Source organism: Pseudoalteromonas sp. DY56-GL22 (genome assembly GCF_041414715.1).
GTDB lineage: Bacteria > Pseudomonadota > Gammaproteobacteria > Enterobacterales > Alteromonadaceae > Pseudoalteromonas > Pseudoalteromonas simplex.
The window spans coordinates 36110-60238 of the sequence record NZ_JANHZR010000002.1; the positions used below are offsets into that span (position 1 = coordinate 36110).

The 24129-nt window shown below is 41.7% G+C and carries 20 protein-coding genes; 11 read left to right on the plus strand and 9 right to left on the minus strand.

Annotation, left to right across the window (positions count from 1 at the left end):
• Nucleotides 1–416: 416 nt before the first annotated feature.
• Complete coding sequence (locus NO991_RS04160) at nucleotides 417–1139, plus strand: helix-turn-helix domain-containing protein (protein ID WP_300544470.1); 723 nt, start codon at nucleotides 417–419, stop codon at nucleotides 1137–1139.
• A gap of 23 nt (nucleotides 1140–1162) precedes the next feature.
• On the opposite strand, the gene NO991_RS04165 is transcribed toward NO991_RS04160, so the two are convergent.
• Entirely contained in the window at nucleotides 1163–1627 is a 465-nt protein-coding gene (locus NO991_RS04165; protein WP_054551621.1) for a sel1 repeat family protein, read from the minus strand.
• A 121-nt stretch (nucleotides 1628–1748) separates the two neighbouring features.
• Between NO991_RS04165 and NO991_RS04170 the strand changes: the two genes are divergently transcribed.
• On the plus strand, nucleotides 1749–3041 hold the full coding sequence (locus NO991_RS04170) for an NCS2 family permease (RefSeq protein ID WP_300360183.1): 1293 nt from the start codon (nucleotides 1749–1751) through the stop codon (nucleotides 3039–3041).
• 26 nt (nucleotides 3042–3067) lie between these two features.
• Here the strand turns inward: NO991_RS04170 and NO991_RS04175 are convergent, their stop codons facing one another.
• Complete coding sequence (locus NO991_RS04175; RefSeq protein WP_054551619.1) at nucleotides 3068–3826, minus strand: hypothetical protein; 759 nt, start codon at nucleotides 3824–3826, stop codon at nucleotides 3068–3070.
• Nucleotides 3827–4123: 297 nt separating this feature from the next.
• Here NO991_RS04175 and cysB point away from each other — a divergent pair, with 297 nt between their 5' ends.
• Nucleotides 4124–5101 carry an HTH-type transcriptional regulator CysB gene (gene cysB, locus NO991_RS04180; protein WP_054551618.1) on the plus strand — a complete coding sequence of 326 codons (978 nt, stop codon included), beginning with the start codon at nucleotides 4124–4126 and terminating at the stop codon, nucleotides 5099–5101.
• A 43-nt stretch (nucleotides 5102–5144) separates the two neighbouring features.
• Here the strand turns inward: cysB and NO991_RS04185 are convergent, their stop codons facing one another.
• The 3 genes from NO991_RS04185 to pabB form a co-directional block, all read right to left on the minus strand.
• Complete coding sequence (locus tag NO991_RS04185; protein WP_054551617.1) at nucleotides 5145–6521, minus strand: L-serine ammonia-lyase; 1377 nt, start codon at nucleotides 6519–6521, stop codon at nucleotides 5145–5147.
• Between the two features lie 101 nt (nucleotides 6522–6622).
• Nucleotides 6623–7201 carry a CoA pyrophosphatase gene (locus NO991_RS04190; RefSeq protein WP_300360186.1) on the minus strand — a complete coding sequence of 193 codons (579 nt, stop codon included), beginning with the start codon at nucleotides 7199–7201 and terminating at the stop codon, nucleotides 6623–6625.
• A 17-nt stretch (nucleotides 7202–7218) separates the two neighbouring features.
• Nucleotides 7219–8562: an aminodeoxychorismate synthase component I gene (gene pabB, locus NO991_RS04195; protein ID WP_300360188.1), complete on the minus strand. Its 1344-nt coding sequence runs from the start codon at nucleotides 8560–8562 to the stop codon at nucleotides 7219–7221.
• Nucleotides 8563–8743: 181 nt separating this feature from the next.
• Between pabB and NO991_RS04200 the strand changes: the two genes are divergently transcribed.
• The 6 genes from NO991_RS04200 to NO991_RS04225 all read left to right on the plus strand — a co-directional run bounded on the left by NO991_RS04200 (nucleotide 8744) and on the right by NO991_RS04225 (nucleotide 19748).
• Nucleotides 8744–10270: a fumarate hydratase gene (locus NO991_RS04200; protein WP_054551614.1), complete on the plus strand. Its 1527-nt coding sequence runs from the start codon at nucleotides 8744–8746 to the stop codon at nucleotides 10268–10270.
• A 401-nt stretch (nucleotides 10271–10671) separates the two neighbouring features.
• Nucleotides 10672–11712 (plus strand): Glu/Leu/Phe/Val dehydrogenase, encoded by a 1041-nt coding sequence (locus NO991_RS04205; RefSeq protein WP_300360190.1) that lies wholly within the window; start codon nucleotides 10672–10674, stop codon nucleotides 11710–11712.
• A 135-nt stretch (nucleotides 11713–11847) separates the two neighbouring features.
• Nucleotides 11848–12504, plus strand: a complete 657-nt coding sequence (locus tag NO991_RS04210) for a CatA-like O-acetyltransferase (RefSeq protein WP_054551612.1) — start codon at nucleotides 11848–11850, stop codon at nucleotides 12502–12504.
• A gap of 130 nt (nucleotides 12505–12634) precedes the next feature.
• Nucleotides 12635–15541, plus strand: a complete 2907-nt coding sequence (locus NO991_RS04215) for a ligand-binding sensor domain-containing diguanylate cyclase (RefSeq protein ID WP_300360192.1) — start codon at nucleotides 12635–12637, stop codon at nucleotides 15539–15541.
• Between the two features lie 90 nt (nucleotides 15542–15631).
• Nucleotides 15632–16456 carry a M90 family metallopeptidase gene (locus NO991_RS04220; protein WP_300360194.1) on the plus strand — a complete coding sequence of 275 codons (825 nt, stop codon included), beginning with the start codon at nucleotides 15632–15634 and terminating at the stop codon, nucleotides 16454–16456.
• 106 nt (nucleotides 16457–16562) lie between these two features.
• Nucleotides 16563–19748, plus strand: coding sequence for an amidohydrolase family protein (locus NO991_RS04225; RefSeq protein WP_300360196.1), 3186 nt, complete (start codon nucleotides 16563–16565; stop codon nucleotides 19746–19748).
• Between the two features lie 54 nt (nucleotides 19749–19802).
• Here the strand turns inward: NO991_RS04225 and NO991_RS04230 are convergent, their stop codons facing one another.
• The gene (locus tag NO991_RS04230) at nucleotides 19803–20345 is read right to left on the minus strand and encodes a TetR/AcrR family transcriptional regulator (RefSeq protein ID WP_054551608.1); all 543 of its coding nucleotides are present in this window, start codon (nucleotides 20343–20345) and stop codon (nucleotides 19803–19805) included.
• A gap of 100 nt (nucleotides 20346–20445) precedes the next feature.
• Between NO991_RS04230 and NO991_RS04235 the strand changes: the two genes are divergently transcribed.
• Entirely contained in the window at nucleotides 20446–20922 is a 477-nt protein-coding gene (locus NO991_RS04235) for an HPP family protein (protein ID WP_054551607.1), read from the plus strand.
• Between the two features lie 30 nt (nucleotides 20923–20952).
• On the opposite strand, the gene NO991_RS04240 is transcribed toward NO991_RS04235, so the two are convergent.
• Nucleotides 20953–21330: a hypothetical protein gene (locus tag NO991_RS04240; protein ID WP_054551606.1), complete on the minus strand. Its 378-nt coding sequence runs from the start codon at nucleotides 21328–21330 to the stop codon at nucleotides 20953–20955.
• Between the two features lie 150 nt (nucleotides 21331–21480).
• Here NO991_RS04240 and NO991_RS04245 point away from each other — a divergent pair, with 150 nt between their 5' ends.
• The gene (locus NO991_RS04245; RefSeq protein ID WP_300360201.1) at nucleotides 21481–22233 is read left to right on the plus strand and encodes a Nif3-like dinuclear metal center hexameric protein; all 753 of its coding nucleotides are present in this window, start codon (nucleotides 21481–21483) and stop codon (nucleotides 22231–22233) included.
• A 5-nt stretch (nucleotides 22234–22238) separates the two neighbouring features.
• Here NO991_RS04245 and NO991_RS04250 read toward each other — a convergent pair whose 3' ends face one another.
• Complete coding sequence (locus NO991_RS04250; protein ID WP_300360203.1) at nucleotides 22239–23003, minus strand: YdcF family protein; 765 nt, start codon at nucleotides 23001–23003, stop codon at nucleotides 22239–22241.
• 55 nt (nucleotides 23004–23058) lie between these two features.
• Nucleotides 23059–23946, minus strand: coding sequence for a LysR substrate-binding domain-containing protein (locus NO991_RS04255; RefSeq protein WP_054551603.1), 888 nt, complete (start codon nucleotides 23944–23946; stop codon nucleotides 23059–23061).
• Nucleotides 23947–24129: the final 183 nt, after the last annotated feature.

Below are 24129 nucleotides of genomic sequence, written 5' to 3' on the forward strand. Positions count from 1 at the left end.
GTGGTAGTTCAGTTGGTTAGAATACCGGCCTGTCACGCCGGGGGTCGCGGGTTCGAGTCCCGTCCACTCCGCCATTTGTTTTCCTCAAGCAAATGATTAAATAAGTCTTTACATTACACTTTACTATTTACTTATACTGACAACGTATCTCGTATCTCGTATCTCGTATCTCGTATCTCGTATCTCGTATCTCGTATCTCGTATCTCGTATCTCGTATCTCGTATCTCGTATCTCGTATCTCGTATCTCGTATCTCGTATCTCGTATCTCGTATCTCGTATCTCGTATCTCGTATCTCGTATCTCGTAAATTTCTTCCTATCTTGCTAATATTCTTCATTATTCCTATTTATTCAGCTTCTTATATCTGCATGAATAGCAAAGAATGGCGACTCCACAACAAAAAGGAAATGCGTTATGAGTACATTCGGAACACAACTAAAGCACTATCGCAGTGAGCTAAAACTAAGCCAACCAGAATTTGCTGAGCAAGTGGGAATAGAGCAAAGCTACCTTTCAAAACTTGAGAACGATAAATCAGTGCCTTCAAACGACACATTTCGTTCAATATTAACGGCGCTCAATCTAACAATTTGCGACTTTATGAAGCCATTAAAACATTCTGTAGATAAAGCGAGATTGATTAATGTGCCTGACATTGAAGCTTGGTATAAGCAACAAAGTAATAAGCAATTCATTAAACAGCGCTCACTCGTCTATATTGCCATACTGTTAAGTGCGCTAGGTTGTGCCATGTTTTATTTAGGGCATCAAGAAAAGCTATTCAATACAACGTTCTATGAGTACAAATCATATGGTGTAGTGAAAGATAGTGAACCAGATGGCATTTTTCATGATTGGCGTACGCTACTCGTAGAACAAAGCCGCGAGAAAATAGATGCTAAACGTCGAGAAATGATTAGCAGGCATGATTTTAAATTTATTATTTCAGCGGACTATAAAGGTATTTCGTTTGTAGAATCTGGCGAGCAAGGCAGGCGCTTATATAGCCTTACTTCAAAAACACCTATTATCAAGCCCCATAAAGGCCATGTGTGGCTTGAGTTTATAGGTATCTTATTGCTTGTAGTTGGTGCAGGTCTCATAACATTTGAGAGTAAACTGACAAGACAGCATTAATGAGTTGTAGAACCTGACGCGTGTTAGCTGGCGTCAGGATCACGAGGAATTAAATGAGCAAACTGTTGCTGGTGGATTTGTTCGTATAAGGTCGCTGCATAGCTCTGCGCATCATGTAATCTGCGCGTACTGATGTGCTTTCTAAGATCATCAAGTGCAGCCGTTGCAGGTTCATAACCTTGACTACTTGCCAGACTTAGCCACACCGCACCATGAAAAACACTGTGCGGAACACCTTGTCCTTTGATGAAAAACAGCCCCATATAAAATTGCGCTCTATGGTTACCCGCCATAGCTGCTAAGCGCATCCATTTGGCAGCAAGGGGAGGCTGTTCATTTTTTAAATAATACAAAGCTTTGTTTAGTACGTTTTCAACAGATTGAGTACTTTTATTTGGCGCCGACCCTTTATCGGGTTGGGTAATAAAGGCAAGTACATTATCAAGCTGTTGCTCTAAATCTAAGCCTACTGGCGAATTATCAGACATAGTTTAGTTATTTTCTTGAAATAAAAGACCTTATTAGTTTAGAACATTGCAAGGTAAAATGTCCTCTTATTGAGATAAAATATGATAAAATTAGCCAATTAATCTCAACTTAAAGTTCAACATGTTCGAAAGACTTTTCAAAATCACTGAAAACAACACCTCTGTGCGCCGCGAGACTATTGCTGGCATCACTACATTCATTACCATGGTTTACATTGTATTTGTTAACCCTGCCATGCTAGCAGAAGCGGGAATGGATCAAGGTGCGGCATTCGTAGCAACCTGTATTGCTGCTGCAATTGGCTGTTTTATTATGGGTTTATGGGCAAACTACCCATTAGCACTGGCTCCGGGTATGGGCTTGAACGCCTTCTTCACTTATGGTGTTGTTTTGGGCATGGGCTACACTTGGCAAGCTGCATTAGGTGCAGTTTTTATGTCTGGTTGTATCTTTTTATTCTTAAGCCTATTTAAGGTGAGAGAGTGGATCATAGACGCTATTCCACTGGTATTAAAGCGTGCTATTGCCACAGGTATCGGTGCTTTCCTAGCGCTTATTGCATTGAAAAACGCCGAGATTATCGTAGCAAGCCCTGCAACCTTAGTGCAGTTAGGCGATATCACGGCCCCAGGTCCACTACTTGCGATTTTTAGCTTTTTTGTTATTGCAGCACTGTTATACCGCGATATGAAAAGCGGCGTGCTTATTAGTATTTTACTAGTAACGGCTATTGCGCTTGGTTTAGACCTTGTGGAATATCAAGGAATTATTTCAATGCCGCCTTCAATTGCACCAACCTTTATGCAATTGGATTTTGCAGCAGCATTCGAAATCTCAATGCTAACAGTGGTATTTGCGTTCTTATTTGTTGATTTGTTTGATACTTCAGGCACTTTAGTTGCTGTAACGCAAAAAGCAGGTATTGCTGATGAACAAGGTAAAATGCCTCGTTTAGGTCGTGCATTAAGCGCTGACAGCACAGCTACCATTGCAGGCTCAATGCTTGGTACGTCAACAACAACGTCTTACATTGAATCAGTAGCAGGTGTGTCTGTGGGCGGCCGTACAGGCCTAACTGCTGTTGTTGTAGGCATTTGTTTCTTGTTAATGATGTTCTTTGCGCCACTTGCTGGCATGATCCCAGCTTATGCAACGGCAGGTGCAATTTTATATGTAGCTGTGTTAATGATGCAAAACTTAAAGCTGGTAAATTGGGATGATATGACAGATGCCATTCCAGTGAGCGTAGTATTATTAATGACGCCGTTAACTTTCTCGATTGCTCACGGTATTGCGCTTGGTTTTATTTCTTATACTGCAGTGAAGTTGGTATGTGGTAAAAAAGATGAAATCAGTATTAGTGTGTGGGTATTAACAGCGCTGTTTATTGTTAAGTTTGCGTTTTTATCTTAATTTTCACAAAGCAAAGAAAAAGTGGTTTACCACTTTTTCTTTGGTGCGAATAACACGTCTAAATCGTCCTGCTCTTGTTCTGCTTTCTTCTTTAGTGACGTCGCATTTGATGCTTTCAACTCAGAGCTAATCGTTTCTAAATAACCTTCAACTTCTTGTCTTTTCGAGTTTACATATTCATCGCTATAGCTAACTGAGTTAAGCGTTGCCAGTGCTTTTTCGAAATACTGTCTGGCAGAGCCCACCATATTTGCTGAGCGAGCTGAAAGCCCACGCTTAATTTGGCTTTCTACGTTGATTCGAAGTTGTAGTTTTTCAAGGCGTTTATCTTCGGCAACAAATATTTGACTCTCGATTTTACCTTTACTATGTTCAGAGCGTAGCACTGCCCTTAGTTTTTTTATTCCTTGAATTAAAGAAATAAGCTGCTTATCGTTGTCTGGTAACACTAATGAGTCGCTATTATTCGCCTCAATTGGACCCCCTAAACGCTGTTTAGCTTCATTTAAGCGACTTTTGAGTTCCTTAGAACTTGGAGAGAGTTGTACCATACTTGCAAGCGCATCATATATACGGCGCTGAATAATACGTAGAATATTCTCAGACATGGGAATATTGGCACTGTTAAGCAGCACGTCTTCTGCTTCTTCAATGATTTTCTTTTGCTTAGTTAACTCTTTGCGGCGCTCTGCTTCTTGTTTTTCTTTGTGTTGTTGCACAGCACTGACCCATAATGCGATCACAATTAATGCAACAATGAGCATGATGATGATAGAAACAATCATTACTAAATCTCAGTTTTAACTATCTAATTTTTTTATATTACCTTAAAAAGATTAGATCTGAACAGTTTTGCGGTAGTTATCTCGAATAAACTTATTAAGTTTACTACTTTATAATGAGTATAGCGCTAAACTAACATCTTTATTGAATATTTTGCGAGTAAACACGGCTACCGAGCATTAATTTAATGTGTTAGCCTTAGAAACAATCGATATAAATGTATAGCGCGATGAAATATCGCTTGGCATCGCGCTTTGCAGCCTTTATAAATAAACAATAACAACGTTTACAATGCAGCCATGAAACTACAACAACTCAGATATATAGTCGAAGTCCAAAATCATAAACTGAATGTCTCAGCGACAGCCGAAAGTTTATTTACCTCGCAACCGGGGATCTCGAAACAAGTTCGTATGCTTGAAGACGAACTGGGCGTACAGATCTTTGGCCGTAGTGGCAAACACCTTACCCATGTAACCAGTGCCGGTAACGAAATAATTAATATTTCGCGAGAGATATTGTCGAAAGTTGAAGGTATTAAAGCGGTTGCTAATGAGCATACTTTGCCTGATCAAGGTAAACTTAACATTGCGACTACTCATACTCAGGCTCGTTACGCATTACCGAATGTTATTCAAGGCTTTATGAAAAAGTACCCGGCAGTTTCTCTGCATATGCATCAAGGAACGCCACAGCAAATTTCTGATGCGGCAGCACGCGGTGATGCTGACTTTGCCATTGCGACTGAGGCACTACATTTATACTCTGATTTAGTTATGTTGCCGTGCTATCACTGGAATCGCAGTATTGTTGTGGCAAAAACACACCCGCTTGCGCAAAAGGCTGATAACTTAACGGTTGCCGATGTGGCTAAATATCCACTGATAACTTATGTGTTTGGTTTTACTGGTCGTTCTGAATTAGATAAAGCTTTCAATGCTCATGGCCTTGAGCCGCATATTGTCTTTACTGCAACGGACGCTGATGTAATTAAAACTTATGTTCGTTTAGGGCTAGGTGTGGGTGTTGTGGCGTCTATGGCGATTGATCAAATAACAGATACTGATTTAGTCTGTATTGATGCAAGTCACTTATTTGAAGCGAGCACCACTAAAATTGGTTTTCGAAAAGGCAGCTTCTTGCGTAGCTACATGTATGATTTTATTGAGCGTTTTGCCCCGCACTTAACGAAAGAGCTGGTTGAACGAGCAAGTTTATTACGTAACCAAGAAGATGTTGATAAACTCTTCGAAAACATTGAGTTACCAGTAAAATAGAGATAAGAAAGCCGCTTTAAAGCGGCTTTTTATTATGCTTAAATTAACACTCGATGATATTAACTGCTAAGCCACCGCGAGCGGTTTCTTTGTATTTCGTTTTCATATCATTACCTGTATCGAGCATGGTTTTAATGACCTTATCAAGGGTTACTTTTTGCTCTCCAGAACCACGCATAGCAAGGCGTGACGCATTGATTGCTTTAATTGAGCCCATTGCATTACGTTCAATACATGGTACTTGTACAAGACCGCCAACAGGGTCACAAGTTAGACCTAGGTTGTGCTCCATGCCAATTTCAGCGGCGTTTTCAACCTGTACAACATTACCACCCATGATTTCAGTTAGTGCACCCGCTGCCATTGAGCAAGCAACGCCCACTTCACCTTGGCAACCAACTTCAGCCCCCGAAATTGACGCATTCTTTTTATATAAAATACCAATTGCTGCCGCCGTTAATAAGTAACGAGTAGCAATATCACGGTCTACTTCTTTAATGAAAGTGTGATAATACATTAATACTGCTGGCAAAATACCTGCAGCACCATTGGTTGGTGCGGTAACAACACGGCCGCCAGCAGCGTTCTCTTCGTTTACTGCAAGGGCAAATAAATCAACCCAGTCCATCGCACGTAATGGGTCGTTGTTTACTTCAATATTTAATTTAAGGTGTAAACTAGGGGCACGGCGCTTTACTTTTAATCCGCCTGGTAAAATCCCTTCTGTACGCATACCACGCTCAATACAGGCTTTCATTACTTGCCAAATATTAAACAGCTCATCCTTGATGTCTTTTTCGCTGCGCAGGGTTTTTTCGTTATGCATCATAAGTGTTGATACACTAAACCCTGATTCACGGCATAGCTCTAATAACTCTTTAGCCGTGTTAAACGGATAAGGCGCTGGGTTTTCTTCGCGAATTTCGAGTGCTTTTTGTTTTTCGTTCTCGAACTCTTCATCACTGACGATAAAGCCGCCACCGATTGAGTAATACACTTTGCTGAATAACTTTTCGCCATTTTGGCTAGCAATGATTTCCATTGCATTTGAGTGTTTTGGTAGAGTTTTACGACGATGAAATACAATCGCACCTTGCTTAGGGAAATTGGCTTTATGGCTTTGGTTTAAATAAATAACCTGCTCTTTTTCGATTTTTGCGAGGATATCGTCGACTAAATCAGCATCAATGGTTTCTGGATCATAACCGGCAAGGCCTAAGATCACAGCTTTACCAGAGCCATGGCCAATACCTGTTTGACCGAGTGAGCCAAATAGCTCAACTTTAATATCGGTGACGTTTGCAAGTAAGTTTTTTTCTTCTAGTTCGTTTACAAATAAACGCGAAGCGCGCATCGGACCAACTGTGTGAGATGACGATGGGCCAATACCAATACTAAACATATCGAATGCACTGATCATAATTTGCTACTCATTTTTCTATTAACGGCATACTACCTGCCTTTGAACGGTGCCACATGATAACGTTTAAACGTGTCTGTGTAACCCTAAAAGCAGGATAATTAAACTGGTAGGGCGAGCTGCTTGATAAAGTTATTAATAATGCTTGCTGTTGCTCCCCAAAGCAGACCATGGGGGGTCATCAAGCCTTGCAAAGTAATGGTTTTACCATTTCGCTCAAAGGGGAGGGGTTGCCAATTTTGTTGATTACTTAAGTAAGATAAGGGTAGTAAAAAACTGGCAGCAACTTCGTTGGGATCTGCTTGCCATGTAGTGCCCTCACTAAGCACACACACAAAAGGTTCAATAGTGAAACCGGTTAGAGTCGCGTACTGATGTAATTTACCGTGGACAGTCACTTGGTGAGTCGCAATATTAAGCTCTTCATTGAGCTCTCGAAGAGCGGTGTGCATTAACGTGTCATCTTGTTCTTCATACTTTCCACCCGGTAAGCAAATCTCCCCCGGGTGATGAGGTAAATAACTAGGTCGCTTGCACAATAACAAATGCGCTTCGTCGTTAACATCAAGCAGAGGTAACATTACGGCACTGGCACGCTTTTCGGCATTAAAGCGAATGCTAGCTGGGCGCTCTGTGGTTTGACTTAAACTAAAACGGGCAATTATTTGCTGGCTATTCAAGGTAGTTACTTCAACTTTTACTTTAATAAAGGCAGTATTTTATTTACTTTATCGTAAGTTTCTTGGTACTCCAAGTCGACCTTTGAATCAGCCACAATGCCACCGCCAGCCCAGCAATAGATTGCACCTTTGTGACACACTAAAGTACGGATTGTGATACTGGTATCCATATTGCCACAAGCACTCAAGTAGCCAATTGAGCCGCAGTACACACTACGACGATGCGGCTCGAGCTCTTCTATAATTTCCATAGCGCGAATCTTCGGCGCTCCGGTAATTGAACCACCCGGGAAAGCGGCATGAATTTGGTCAACGGCATCTTTGCCATCCGCTAATTCTGCGCGCACAGTACTTACTAAATGATGCACAGCCGGAAAGCTTTCAATGGCAAATAACGAGGGAACGGTGACGCTACCTGGGCGAGCCACTTTGCCTAAATCGTTGCGTAGCAGATCAACAATCATGACATTTTCTGCGCGGTCTTTTTCAGATTGTTGTAAACGGGTTGCTTGCGCTTGGTCTTGTTCAGAGTCAGCCAAACGAGGGAGGGTTCCTTTAATTGGCTTGGTTTCTATTTGGCCCTGATTAATAGCAATAAAACGTTCAGGGGAGATAGATAAAATAGCGCCATCAGGGTGATTTATATAGCTTGAAAACGGTGCTTTATTCGCTTCTCGAAGTTGTTTATAGGCTTGCCATGTTGAACCAGAAAACTCAGCTTTAAAACGCTGTGCAAGGTTGATCTGATAGCAGTCACCACTTTTTAAATAAGCTTGAATTTTCTCGAACTTTTCGCTGTAGCTGGCTTTACTCATGTTTGATTGCCAGTCGCTTTGTAGCGCGAACTCTGCACTTGCTGGTGTTTCGTTTAGGTGCTGCTGGTATAGCGCTAAGCGATTATGATTTGGCTGACAGACGTAAAACCAGCTTTGCTGTTGCTTATCATAAATAAGGGCATCTGGATAAAGGCCAATAGCCATTTGCGGCATGTTAATGTCGTTTTCGGCAGTAGTTGGCATGCTTTCAATCACGCGACCTAAATCATAACCAAAATAGCCAAGCCAACCACCTGTAAAAGGCAGGTTATTAGAGTTTGCTGTGTGATTAAATTCCTGAAGGCCTTCTTTCATCAAGCTAAAACAATCACTTGATTGTGCTTTGCCGTCGACAAAGCAGGTATTTTCACGCACTTCTAATTGCTTTAATGGGGCAATAGCGATGATATCGAAGCGGCTATTCACATGTTCGCTATTGGCTGAATCGAGCAACACGGCATGGGGCAAATGAGCAAAATGACTATATAGCGCGATGCAATCACCACTTAAATCTAATTTTATGCACAAATTTTCATCGTTTATCATCTACATTGCCCTGAATAACTAGCCCGAAACGGGCGAGGAGGGTATCATAAGTTAAATTTGATTGGCAGCGTTATGATTTCCTTTATAGTGATGCCATGACTAACCCGTAGAGTAAATCTTCGTCACCGGTTTACTCAGGATCACGTACAGCGCTACGCGATAAAAACTTAAGGAACCCGTAATGAGTACAATTCGTCAGCAAGACTTCATTGATAGCATTGAAGATGCATTGCAATACATTTCTTTTTATCACCCTCTCGATTTCGTACAGGCCTTAGAAAAAGCTTACAACAAAGAGCAAAGCAAAGCGGCAAAAGATGCCATTGCGCAAATTTTAATTAACTCTCGTATGTCTGCTGAAGGTAAACGTCCACTGTGCCAAGATACAGGTATCATTACTTGTTTCGTAAAAGTAGGTATGGATGTTAAGTGGGATAAAACAGACATGACTGTTCAGCAAATGGTTGATGAAGGTACACGTCGCGCATACTTAAACCCAGATAACCCATTACGTGCATCAATTGTTGCAGACCCTGCTGGTACGCGTAAAAACACCAAAGACAATACTCCATCAGTTGTTCATATCGACTTAGTGCCAGGCGCTGAAGTAGAAGTAATGGTGGCAGCGAAGGGCGGCGGCTCAGAAAATAAAACGAAAATGGTTATGCTTAACCCATCTGATGATGTGGCTGCATGGGTTGAAAAAACATTACCAACCATGGGTGCGGGCTGGTGTCCACCTGGCATGCTAGGTATAGGTATTGGTGGTACTGCAGAAAAAGCTGCGGTACTTGCTAAAGAGTCATTAATGGATCCGGTTGATATTCACGAGCTGATTGAGCGCGGCGCAGAAACAACTGAAGAAAAAATGCGTATCGATATCTTCGAACGTGCTAATAAATTAGGTATTGGTGCACAAGGCCTAGGTGGTTTAACAACCGTAGTTGATGTGAAAGTTAAAACGGCACCAACTCACGCAGCATCAAAACCAGTGGTAATGATCCCGAACTGTGCAGCAACTCGTCACGTTCACTTCACATTAGATGGTTCAGGCCCAGCCGATCTTAAAGCGCCTAAACTTGAAGATTGGCCAGAAGTTACATTTGAAGTAGGCGAAGGTACACGTCGTGTTGATTTAAACACACTGACTAAAGAAGACACGCAAGAATGGAAGATGGGTGAAACGGTTCTTCTGTCTGGTACTATCTTAACGGGTCGTGATGCCGCGCATAAACGTTTACAAGATATGATCCAATCAGGTGAAGGTTTACCTGAAGGCGTTGATTTTGATAACAAGTTTATCTACTACGTTGGCCCTGTAGATGCAGTGGGTGATGAAGCGGTAGGTCCTGCTGGCCCTACAACTGCGACTCGTATGGATAAATTCACTGATATGATGTTAGAAAAAACGGGCATCATCGGTATGATTGGTAAAGCAGAGCGTGGTCCTGCTACAGTAGAATCAATCAAAAACAATAAATCTATCTACTTAATGGCAGTAGGTGGTGCAGCTTACCTTGTATCTAAAGCAATCAAGAAAGCACGTGTTGTTGCGTTCGAAGATTTAGGTATGGAAGCAATCTACGAGTTTGAAGTAGAAGATATGCCAGTAACCGTTGCTGTTGATAGTGAAGGTGCCAATGCGCATACGCAAGGCCCTGCTATTTGGAAAGCAAAAATCGAAGAACTTGATGGCAAATTAAAATAACCATCTTGAAACTCTCTTGAAAAAACGGCGCACCTGCGCCGTTTTTTTCAGCTCTGACCAGTCTCAGCTATTTCTCTAACATCTCTTTAAAAGCTGATTTTACTTGGCTTTATCGGCATAATTTTTTTGTCATTTTTTCTTTACGCTATACTTTACCTTTACGTTCACGTAATAAAGTTGGCGATGTTAATATTTTGTTTTGAATTAACAATGCTTAATGCGTACGTTGACTGGTATATTTTTTCCATAAAGTGTTAGTTTTTGAGTTGTTATTTCGGCCTGAGAACTTTGCTTAGTTTTATCATCTCATTTAGTGGTAAGGGAGCATACGAAGTGATAAAGTCTCGGCACTTTCAGCGCTCACACCCCTTTAGGGTAAGAAAATTTCGGAGTATTTAACTGTGGCTGTATTTAATAAAGTCGACTTTGATAACCACGAGCAAGTGGTGTTTTGTTCAGATAAAGAATCAGGCCTAAAAGCTATTATCGCGGTTCACAATACCAAGTTAGGTCCAGCGGTTGGTGGTTGCAGAATGTGGGACTACACAACTGATGAAGATGCTGTTACTGATGCACTTCGTTTATCAAAAGGTATGACCTACAAAAATGCTGTGGCACGTTTACCATTTGGTGGCGGTAAGTCAGTGATCATCGGTAATGCTAAGGAAATTAAATCAGAGCAACTTTTCCGTGCATTTGGTCGTCAGTTAGAGCGTTTAAGTGGTAGCTACTATTCAGCTGAAGATGTAAACATCACTTGTGATGATGTGGCTATCATGAATAAAGAAACTAACTATGTATTAGGCCTTGAAGGTAAAAGTGGTAACCCTTCACCGTTCACAGCATATGGTACATTCTTAGGTATTAAAGCAGCTTTACAACATCAACGAGGTCATCAAGATTTTGCTGGTATCAAAGTAGCCGTGCAAGGTTTAGGTGCAGTAGCATATGGCCTTTGTAAACACCTACATGAAGCGGGCGCAATATTATTTGTAACAGATATCAACGAACAAGCTGTTGAGCGTGTTGTAAATGACTTCAATGCAACGGCTGTGGGTATTGATGAAATATACGACTTAGATGTTGATGTGTATGCACCATGTGCACTTGGCGCAACGGTGAATGACACGACTATCCCGCGTTTAAAAGCAACAATTATTGCAGGTTGTGCGAATAACCAATTAGCAGAGTCTCGTCACGGTGAGATCATCCGCGAAAAAGGTATCTTATACGCACCAGATTACGTAATTAACGCAGGTGGTATCATCAATGTTTATTACGAAACTGCACCAGAAGGTTATAGTGCAGAAGCATCAACTAAGCACGTTGAAGGTATCTACGATACGTTAACTGAAATCTTCGCACGTTCTGAAAAAGAACAAAAATCGACGCATTTAATTGCCGATGAACTCGCGTTAGAAATCATCGAAAACGGCTTATAATTTAGTAAACCCACTAAATTTACAGTTAAAAAAGGTGCGCAGGTCGCACCTTTTTTGTCGCTGTTATTTATCGCAACAAAATGACGAAGGCTAACTATCTCGGTACACTCGGTTTTTAAATCTCGAGGACGCCTAATGAAAACTCAGCCTTGTGAAATAACCCCAATCAATCTTGATACTTGGCCTCGTAAGCAGCATTTCGCTTTTTTCAAAGAATTTTCTCTGCCATATTTTAATGTATGTGTTTCACTCGATATGGCGGCTCTATATAACAAGTGCAAAGCAGAACCGTATTCGTTCTTTCACAGCTATGTTTACCTAACACTTGAAGCATGTCATGACTATGCACCAATGCGTCAACGTATTATTGATTTGTTGCCCGTACAACTGTCATCTGTAAGAGGCAGTGTGGTAGAGCTTGCAGAAGATGAAACTTTTCGTTTTAGTTATTTTGAAAAACAAGCGTCGATGGAAGATTTTTCAAAGCACGCGATTGCTGTGGGTAAAACAAGTAAAGCAAAACCATTTTTCTCTGATGCATTTGCTGCAACAGAAGGGCAGCCTGATCTTATTCATATCTCAGTGCTCCCATGGCTTAATTTTACCGGCTTCTCGCATGCGGTGAGTGAAGGGCATGGTCTAGGTATACCCAAGTTTGTGTTTGGCCAATATGACGTACAAACTGGCAAGATGCCGCTTTCAATCGATGTGCATCATGCTTTGATGGATGGCCTGCATGTAGCAAGATTTGTGAAAATACTGCAAGAAAAAATTACTAATTTCTGTAATTGATTCTTGCTAAATGTTATCGAAGTAAGTAAAAATCGCAACTAATGTAGTATTATCTGAAGTTAGGGATGACTTTACTTCGCATAACTACATCACTGAATAGAACGATAATAAATATCAGGGTTTTAGTTTAATGGTGCGGGTAGTTAGTTGTATTTTTCTTTTTTTATGTTTCAGCGCGGTTGCAGAATCTGCACGCCTCTCTTTAAGTGACTATTTTACAGAGACTTGGAGTACTCGCGCCGGCCTTCCTCACAATAGTATCAATGGTGTAGCGCAAACCAAAGATGGTTACATTTGGATAGCAACTTGGGAAGGGCTTGCCCGTTTTAATGGTCGCGAGTTTAAACTCTTTACTCGAACAGAAATACCTGGCTTACCTGATTCTGGCCTACGTAGCCTTATTGCAATGGAAAATGGCGATTTATATATCGTGGGCGCCCGTGGTGGCATTGCGCTTCGCTCACAAGGAGGGTGGCGCGCATTACCAAGCTCATCAGCCATGGTTAATCATGCACATGTTACTGAACAAGGTGAGCTTTGGTTGGCACTTGAAGGGCAAGGTATTGTATACCGCGCTTCTGAAACTGCCACTGAGCAAAAACTGCTTGATAAGTTAAGTGCCTACCGCCTTTTACAAGACAAAACAGGCGTGATTTGGGCTGCGACCAGTGATGGTCTTTATCAAATTGAGAATAAGCAAGTTAGTAAGATCAATGAAGACTCAGGGCTTCCAAATGCTTCTGTGTTTACCTTGTTACTAACGGAGTCAGGCACTTTAATTGTCGGCACTGAAAAAGGGGCATGGCAAAAGAAAAATAATAAGTTTGTTGCTATTAATCCCGTCCTTAACAACGAATCAATTGCTAGTTTACTCGAAGATGCACAAGGCGATTTGTGGTTTGGCACCATCAATAAAGGGGTATTTAGACTTAGCAGTTTAGGCCTTGAAAACTTAGCGGCAGATGATGGCTTACCCAACAACCGTATTTTATCCTTATTGCTCGATCGGGAAAAAAGTATTTGGGTTGGCACGAATGCCGGGTTATTCCGCCTGCGCGAAGCACCATTTACGAATTGGAGCCAAAGTCGTGGGCTTGCATCTGATTATGTGCGTACCGTGTTATCGCATTCTGATGGCAGCTTATGGGTGGGCAGTAGTAATGGCTTAAATCGTATTGAAAATGGCAAGCTCACAACCCTTACCCAAGCCTATGAAAAAGACCCACTATCCGTTTTAAGTTTAACTGAAGATAAGCAGGGCGGAGTCTGGCTAGGCACTTATACTGCCGGTTTAATGAAAGTGGTTAATGGGCAAATTTACCCAGTAAAAAACCGCAGTAATGGCCTGATCAGTAACGAAGTTCGCGCTGTGTTGTTTGATGCTTTTGATAATCTATGGGTTGGTACCGCTGCAGGCTTAACCAAGATAGACCCTGCAGGGCAAATTCATTCGTTTACCACGGAGGATGGCCTAGCCGGTGATTTCATAATGGCACTTAATGAGGATGACCATGGTAGATTATGGGTTGGCACGGGCGTCGGTGTGTCTATTTTTGACCCAGTTACAGAGCAGTTTAAAACACTTGAGTTTCCAACGCAGTTCAGCACTGAGTATGCATTCGGCTTTTACTTAGATGGCGATAAAATGTGGCTTGCAACCGATAGAGGTCTCGTTCGTTACAATCTCAGTACAGATAAAATGAGCTTATTTGGTCGAGATCAAGGTTTACCTGTCGATAAGCTGTTCCAAGTCATTGAACAAGGTGACTCACTGTGGCTGACCAGTAACCGCGGTGTTATTCAAGTCAATAAAGCTCAGCTAGTAGCACTGCTAGATAACCCTGAAAAAGTTCAGCCAATGAGTGTTTCGATGCAGCTTTATGATGAAGGCGATGGCATGCTTAGCGCGCAAGCTAATGGTGGTTCAAACCCTGCTGCTGTACTTCATTCAGATGGACAAGTATGGGTTGCCACAGCAAAAGGCGTTGCTATCGCGACACCAGAGCGTTTAAAAGAAGCCAGTAAACGCCGACTATCGACGGTTATTGAAAGCTTCGAAGTCGATGGCAAACCCATTACTTTACCCGTTGGAAGTGAGGTGTTGAGCTTACCTGCTGGTGTTTCTCGTGTTTCGTTTAATTACGCTGGGCTTAGTTTTATCATGCCCGGGCGTTTAAACTACCAAACGCAATTAAGTGGTTACAATCAACAATGGGTAGACAGGGGGCGCTTGGCCATTACCGAATACACTAATTTACCACCGGGTAACTATACCTTTAAAGTGCGCGCTGGGTATCCAAATAGTGATTGGCAAGATAATGAACAAGTACTGCGGTTTAAAATAGCCCCTTATTTTTGGCAGAAAACCAGCTTTAAATTATTTATCTTAGTTGCAGTGCTTTTTGCTGCTTATGCCATTTATAAATACCGCTTATATCATTACAAGCGCATTGAAATTGAGTTAACTGAAAAAGTTGAACAGCAAATGCATGATTTGCAAACGCAAGCCGATGCCTTTGCTCATTTAGCGAATCATGACCAATTAACGCAATTACCGAATAGACGTGCCTTTGATATATGGCTGTCTGAAAACTTTAGTCAGTTCCAACGTGATAATAAAACGCTTAGTATTGCGATTATGGATATTGATCACTTCAAACTCATTAATGACAATTTCTCGCACTTAATTGGTGATAAAGTGATTTGTGAAATTGCTCGTTTACTGCGCATGAACTTCCCTGATGAAGGTTATGCGGCGCGTTGGGGCGGTGAAGAATTTACCCTGTTGTTTCCATACAAAAACGCTGAAGAGGCCGCAAGATTATGTGAAATTATCCGTTTAGAGATAGCGGGTTACGATTTCTCAGAATTAGCAGATAGCCTTTCTGTAACGGTAAGTTTTGGTGTGGCAGATAACGCGCAAGTTGCAGACTACGACCGCTTGCTATCACACGCCGACAACGCTTTATACAATGCGAAGAATAACGGCCGGAACCAAATTTTTATTTATAATCAAGGCTGTATTACGCTCGATTAATCAGCTTTAAAAATAAAAATGTGTGTAAACAATTGATCTTTTTTTGTTTGCACACATTAAAGTATCAAGATTGTTTTTTAGGCGATAGTAATGCTTAACCTGGTTTTGATACTTTTTTTAATAATTTTTGTTGTGTGTTACTGGCGCTGGGACGATATCCGTAATCACTTTTGGCAGAAAAAATACCTAAATAACTCCCTCAATGTTCAGCAAAAAGATCTGCTGTTAAAATATATGCCCATCTACCGAAAGATGACGGATGCCGATCGTGAAAAGCTGGAGCGTCATATCGTTTGGTTTTTAAATGAAAAACGCTTTATCGGTTGTGATGGCCTTAAGCTTAATGATGCAATGAAGCTGATTGTGGCAGCCGATGCCTGTGTTTTAGTGCTTAATAAACCATGGCCACTGTATCGTAATGTAAAAGAGATCCTGTTATATCCAAGCGCGTATTATGCCCCGCAAACTTCCCGCGATAATGCCGGACTTGTTAGTTATCACAATACGGTGCGCCAAGGTGAATCATGGCCAGGCGGAACACTGGTATTGAGTTGGCATGATGTCCTTGAGGGGAACCGTTTACCAAGCGATGGCCATAATTTAGTGTTTCATGAATTTGCCCATCAGCTCGACCAAGAAACCGGCAAAACCACGGGTACACCACTGCTTGCGAGTAATGAAGATTATCAAAAGTGGGCAAAAGTATTTAGCCGCGTCTTTAATCAACTGAAAACCCATTTAGCTTATGGCATGCCTCATGTTATCCATAGTTATGGCGCGACCAACGAGGCAGAGTTTTTTGCTGTTATTACCGAAACTTTCTTAGAAAAACCCGCTGAACTCAGGCAATTTGACCCAGAAATTTATCATTTACTGGTTGGCTTTTATCAGTTTGATCCGATTGCGTGGCATTAGTCGACTATTTACGTCTGTTTAACACGAATCACTGGAATCTTGCTATGCTATTTGGTGCAATCTTAAAAGTGTGCATATAAGCAAAACAATAAAAAGTGAGATTTCAATGAAGAAAATGCTTCATACAGCGCTCGCTGTATCTATTTCACTTGCTCTAACTGGGCAAGTGGCGGCAGCTGAGCAATCAAATGACGACAAATGGCAGGTGGACGCACCTAAAGGCCAATTCCTAGACGCTAAAATTAGTGTTGAGCAGGGCACGTGGATGAACGTAGATATTAGCCCTGATGGTAAAACAGTGGTGTTTGACCTACTCGGCGATATTTATACCATGCCAATGTCAGGTGGCACAGCAACGCAATTAACCAGTGATATTGCATGGCAAATGCAACCACGCTTTAGCCCTGATGGTAAGCACATTGCGTTTACTTCAGACCAAGGTGGTGGCGATAACATTTGGGTTATGGATTTAAATGGTGAAAACCAAAAAGCCGTAACGAACGAAACATTTCGTTTGTTAAACAGCCCAGCTTGGAGCCCAGATGGTGACTACTTAGTTGCGCGTAAGCACTTTACTGCAAGCCGCTCTCTAGGGGCTGGTGAAGTATGGCTTTACCACAAAGCGGGTGGTAAAGGTGTGCAGCTAACCGCACGTGAGAACGACCAAAAAGACTTAGGCGAACCGATGTTCTCACCGGATGGTCGTTATGTTTATTTCTCGCATGATGCAACGCCGGGTAAAACATTCCATTACTCTAAAGATTCTGTAGCGGGTATTTATAAAATTAAACGCTATGACCGTGAAACTGGCGAGATTGAAACAATTATTGATGGCATGGGTGGGGCTATTCGACCAACACCTTCACCAGATGGTAAAAAGCTTGCGTATATTAAGCGCGATGATTTCCAAACAAGCTTGTACTTATATGATCTTCACACCGGTGAGCATACTAAGCTGTATGGCGAGCTTGAGCGTGATATGCAAGAGACATGGGCAATTCATGGCGTATACCCAACAATTGCTTGGACACCAGATAACGAACAACTGGTCTTTTGGGCGGGTGGGTCAATTCATAAGCTAGATGTGGATGATAAGTCTGTCTCGACTATTCCGTTTAAAGTGGAGACCAATAAGCAAATTCAAAAAGCCGTGCGTTTTACACAAAACATCGATAGCGATAATTTTGATGTGAAAATGCTGCGTAATGTACAAATTTCACCGGATGGTGAAACGGCTATATTTGAAGCGCTAGGCCATATTTATAAACGTGATTTAGAGTCTGGCAAAGTAAAGCGCCTGACTAAGCAAGACGACCACTTTGAATTATTCCCGCAGTTCTCTCGTGATGGGAAGAAGATTGTTTACACCACATGGGATGATAACGAACAGGGCTCAGTACGTGTAGTATCTGCGCGCAGTGGCCGTGGCGATACCATTACTAAAGAGCCGGGTAAATATGTAGAGCCAACTTTCAGCCCTGATGGCAAAACAGTTGTTTACCGTAAAGCGTCTGGCGGTAGTATCCTTAACCCAACATGGTCATTAGAGCCAGGCATTTACTCAGTAAGTGCTAAAGGCGGTAAAGCGACGCTAATCACTAAATCAGGCTATCAGCCGCAATTTGGTGCAGCGAATGACCGTATTTATGTGATGAGCCCTTGGCCGAAACCAACATTAAGTGTTGTTGAGCTTGAATCAAAGCAAGTTCGTAAACTTTACGAATCAGAACATGCTACAGAGTTTAGAGTATCACCAGATGGCCAATACTTAGCGTTTGCAGAGCGTTTTAAAGTATTTGTTACGCCATTTGTTGAGCGTGGCAAAACCATTAATATTGGCCCGAAAGATAGCCAATTCCCAATTGAACAGCTCTCTGTTCGCGCGGGTGAAAACATCAGTTGGAGTGGCACAAGCGATAAACTTTATTGGAGCTTAGGCCCAGAGTTATATCATGCCAGCCTAGCGGGTTTATTTGATATTAACCAAAATGCAGAGACTGACTTTAAAGTTAAAAGCGGCGACAACATCGGTTTTACAAAAACCATGGCGGAGCCTAAATCAGTATTCGCGTTAACTGGTGCGCGTATTATCACCATGAACGGTGAGCAGGTCATTGAAAACGGCGTTATTGTTACTGATGGTAAGCATATTAAAGCGGTTGGCAGTAAAGACAGTGTTGCTATTCCTAAAGGTGCAGAAGTAATTAATGTAACTGGCAAGACGATTATGCCGGGTATTGTTGATGCACATGCGCATGGCTCGCAAGGCAGCGATGAGATCATTCCACAGCAAAACTGGAAGAACTTAGCGGGTTTAGCGTTAGGTGTGACAACGATTCATGATCCATCAAACGACACAACAGAGATTTTTGCTGCAAGCGAAATGCAAAAAGCAGGCATGATTGTCGGCCCTCGTATTTTCTCAACGGGTACCATTTTATATGGTGCAAATATGCCAGGTTATACATCGCATATTGACTCGTTAGAAGATGCTAAATTCCATCTTGAGCGTTTAAAGAAAGTAGGTGCGTTTAGTGTTAAATCCTATAACCAACCTCGTCGTGAACAGCGCCAACAAGTTATTGAAGCAGGTCGTGAACTTGAAATGATGGTTGTGCCAGAAGGCGGTTCATTACTGCAGCATAACTTAACTATGGTAGTTGATGGTCATACGGGTATTGAACACTCAATTCCTGTTGCCAATATTTACGATGATATTCGCCAGCTTTGGTCACAAAGTGATGTAGGCTACACGCCGACACTGGGTGTAGCTTACGGTGGTATTTGGGGTGAAAATTATTGGTACGACAAGACAGATGTGTGGAATCACCCACGCTTAAGTAAGTTTGTACCAAAGAATCAGCTTTTACCTCGTTCAATGCGTCGTGTTAAGGCGCCCGATCATCACTATAACCACTTTAACAATGCCCGTGTTGCTAAAGAGCTGCAAGACTTAGGTGTTTTAGTAAACCTAGGTGCTCACGGTCAACGTGAAGGTTTAGCGGCACATTGGGAGATTTGGATGTTTGCGCAAGGTGGTATGACACCACTTGAAGCAATTCGTGCAGCAACCTTAGATCCTGCTAAATACATTGGCCTTGATACCAACATCGGTTCTCTTGAGCCGGGTAAACTTGCCGATTTAATTGTTATTGACGGTAACCCGCTAACTAACATTCGTGATACAGATAAAATCGATTACACCATGATCAATGGTCGTTTATTTGATGCTGCAACCATGAACGAAGTGGGTGAGAAAAAACGCGAAAAGCTATATTTTGAAAAAATCTAACATAGCAAAAATCTAAACTGAAAGCGGCCATTGTGCCGCTTTTTTATTGTTTATTTATTGCTTTAAATAAGGAAACTGTTTAATTCCTACTAGTTTTGCTTGGCAGATCATGCCCTCTACCAGCGTCATTAAATAGTGGCTGTGTGAGTCGAGCTGCGAGCTTTCCATATTTTCACACGCTGATAGACGCTGTTTAATTAACTGCTGTACTGCCATTTTATGCTCTTTGCAGGCTTGATTTATCGGGCTTGCAGGATCAGCAAACTCCGCAGCGGTGTTAATAAATAAACAGCCATTAAAATCACCTAACTCAGTCACCTCAGAGTTAAACCAAGCTTCATGGCAGCTGATCAAAGCGACTTTAAATTCTTCAATAGTGGTTAGTTTGCTGGTGGCATGCGTTAACCAATTTAAAAATCGGGTATGTCGCTCACTAAGGCACGCTAATAACAATTCATCTTTACTTGTGAAATGGTGGTACATGGTTTTTTTGGCGACACCCGCCACACTAATAATTTCGTTTATCCCCACACTATGAATGCCTTTTTGATAAAAAAGTGACAGGGCGGTCAAAATAATATGTGTTCGTTTATCCATAACAAGGCCTCATTGGGTGACTAATGACAGCTTGACAGAAGTAGACCGAGTTGTCTACTATCTGCTTGGTAGACAAGTCGGTCTACCTATTGGAGGTTTTATGGAGAATAAAGTAAGCAAGGCGGCCGTTGCGGGTATATTTGCTTGTATGGCAATTTTTGTGTTGGCCTATTTACAGCAATTAGGAAGTTATGGTGTGTGGTTGATGGCCCCATTTGGAGCAACTGCGGTGTTGGTATTTGGTGTGCCACATAGTCCGCTTGCGAAAGCGAAGAATGTTATCGGTGGGCACTTTTTAACTGCACTAATCGGCGTTGTTTTTGTAAATTATGTCGGTGTAGGGCCTGTTGAAATTGCTATAGCCACAGGGTTGGCAATTAGCCTAATGATGTTGACGGACACAGTACATCCTGCTGCAGGCGCAAACCCAATTTTGATAATGCAATCTATGCAAAGCTGGGATTTTTTAGTGATGCCTGTATTGATTGGAACCGTATTTATTGTGTTGTTTGGCCATAGTAGCCAATGGGTTATAACTAGCCAAATGAACAGCCATAAAAAAACCGCTAACGAGTAGCGGTTTTTAAAATTGCTAAGTGTAATTTGATTACACAACACCACGCGGTAAACGACAATCGTGGTCTTTTTCAGCTAGGTTAACAATCCAAAGCTCTTCAGCTTTGTAACCGTCATCGTTTGCTGTAACAACAGTGAACGATGCTTTCTTAGCTGTTTTAGCCGGTGCAGCGGTTTTAGTTTTGGTTTTTTTCGCTGGTGCTTTAGGTGCTTCTTCTGCTTTAGGCTCAACTGTTTTACCAGAAGTGAGCTCTTCAGTCAGTGCTGCAACATCAGCAAGGCGCATATTTTTGCCACCGTCGATGCTATACCAACCAGGTTTTGTTGTGATTTCAGGTTTCTTACCATTCGCTGCTTCGTATGCTGCTTCGAAGGCATTTAACACTTCTGTTTTGTCTAGTTTGCTCATCAGAGACCCTATACGTTGTAAACACAGATTAAGAATATATATTTATACCTATTTTCAGCTTACTTTTCAATTTTTTGCGATTTTCCTTCCATTTTTCACTCATAAACGCCAAAATTTGCACAAAATAGAGGGTTGAAGGACGATTTTTATATGCAACGCAAACAATTTACTCAATTATTAAACGACATTCTTAAACCTGATTCTATCGCTGACTTTTGCCCAAATGGCTTACAAGTTGAAGGTGCGAGCGAAGTAAAAAAGATAGTGACGGGTGTCACAGCTAGCCAAGCATTAATTGATGCCGCTATTGCAGAAAATGCAGATACTATTTTGGTACATCACGGCTATTTCTGGAAAGGGGAATCGCAGCCAATCACGGGCATGAAAAAGCGCCGTATTGCAGCGCTTTTAAATAATGATATTAACTTATATGGCTATCATTTACCGCTAGATATACACCCTGAAATTGGTAATAACGCGCAACTGGCTAAGTTACTCGATATTGAGTTCACAGGTGGGCTTGAATCTGGTCCAAATAGTGTGCCGGTAAAAGGGCGTTTAAAAACCCCTTTAAGTGGTGAAGAGTTTACCGCCAAAATAACCCAAGTACTTAACCGTGCACCATTAGCTAGTTTGGTAAGAAAAGAGAAAATCGAAACCATCGCTTGGTGCACAGGTGGCGGACAAGGGTATATTGATTTAGCAGCTACTCAAGGTATTGATGCTTATCTTACAGGTGAAGCCTCTGAGCAAACGATTCATAGTTCACGCGAGCAAGGTATCGACTTTTTTGCAGCTGGTCACCATGCTACTGAGCGTTATGGCATTAAAGCCTTAGGCGAGCTTTTAGCTGAGCAGCATGGTTTTGATGTGACGTTTATCGATATCGACAATCCAGTCTGATTGTTCTACAGCGCCTCTGGATCAATCCAGCGGCGCACACTCACCCAAGCACTGCCAATTTTCTCATGCGCTACTCTGGTCACTGCAACAAGTACTGCAATGTTAGGTATAAACTGCTTATACGTTGGATACTGACTAAAATCTTGAAAGTCGGTTGCCGCTGGTTTCACATCAATGCCTTGTGCATTAAATAAGTCTTTCGCACGTGGCATGTGGCTCGCTGAGGTGACAAGCGCTGTTTTTTTATCGACTAAATAAATGGCAAGTCGTTTCGCTTCTTCTGCGGTGTCCATGGCGAGAGGGTTTTGTTTAATTCTAGTTGCTGAGATACCAAGCGTTTTTGCTGTTTCAAACATGAGCTGGCTATTGGTGGCATTAGCAAAGCCGCCTCCTGATACATAGAGGGTGGCATTTGGGTAGTGGTGGGCAAGTTTAACACCTTCAAGTAAGCGACTAAGTGCACAATCGCCTAACTGGTGGTTTGCTTGAAGGCGCGAGTTGGGCATTATTGAGCAACCAAGTACCACTATATTATCAAGTTTAGGGTGTTTTGCTTGGTTAAATTGCCATGCAGGGTTATTGTTTGCAGCTATCAGTGATTGACCAATAAATGGCGTGCTTATCAGCATTAAAGTTAAAATGCTAACAAAGCCAAAATAGAGTGCTTTGCGTTTATGTGCAATGGCTAAAAATACCATCACTAAAGTAAGCAGCCCGAGCAACGGCAGGGGCATTAATAATGAGCCAATGATCTTTTTAATTTCAAACATGTATCAACATTATTATTAGTAATAGATGCTGCTATGTTAGTTATTTTGCCTTGTTTTAGCGACCGTTATTTTGCTTACACGTATTTAAAAAGTGGCGATAAACTGGGTTATCTTTCATATTCTTTTTCATCGCTAAATACATAGGGCGAGTAAGGCCTAGTGCACCTAACGGAATAGACTTAATGAGTCCTTGGCTTTCATAAGGAGTGACTAGCCAGTCTGGTAATGCTGCAACCCCCATACCTGCACTCACTAATTGAAATATCAATAAGCCTTGGTCAACCGTTTTAAGCGTGCCATCAAAGCGCGCATTTTGAATAAAATGTTTAAAGATGTCTTGGCGCTCACGGGGAATAGGGTACGAAATAATTGTTTCGTTTTTTAAATCAAGGGCGGTGACATAGGCTTTTTTTGCCAACTCATGATCCGGTGCGACTATCAGCTTTAATTTAAAATCAAATAGGTGAGCATACTCAAGCTGATCGGGTTCACGAATATCAGAAGTCAGCACTAGATCTAATTCATCATTAATTAAATCTGGAATGGCGTCGTAACTAAAGCCGCGCTCGTAATCAATTTTAATATCAGGCCAAAAATTATTAAATTCTTTGATGGTTGGGAGCAACCAATGAAAGCAGGCATGACACTCAACGCTTAAACGTAAATTTGAGATTGGCTGGTTAAGGCTTTCTTTTAACCGACATTTTGTTGCCTCAACACGAGGTAATACTTCATTAGCAAGCTCCAGAAGTAGCATACCTTGCGGAGTAAAACGCACAGGCTGTGTTTTACGTTCGAACAGCTGGCAATCTAACTTATTCTCGAGATCTTTAATTTGATGCGATAAAGCCGATTGAGTTAAAAACAACTCACGGGCGGTATTGACCAAAGAGCCTGTTTCTTTAAGGGTCGCTATGGTTTTTAGGTGCTTTATATCAATCATCTTTAAAAAATCTCATGGAAAATGTGAGTCTAACTCAGATTACGAACATACTACGCCTTAGAATTTATTTTTTCAACGTCTAGACGTCTAAAATATGCGGTTATTTTAACTGCTTTTTTACAATACGCCTTTCTATAAATAATAGACAGCGTTGTCATTGAGTTTTTTGTAGTTTAGCTATGA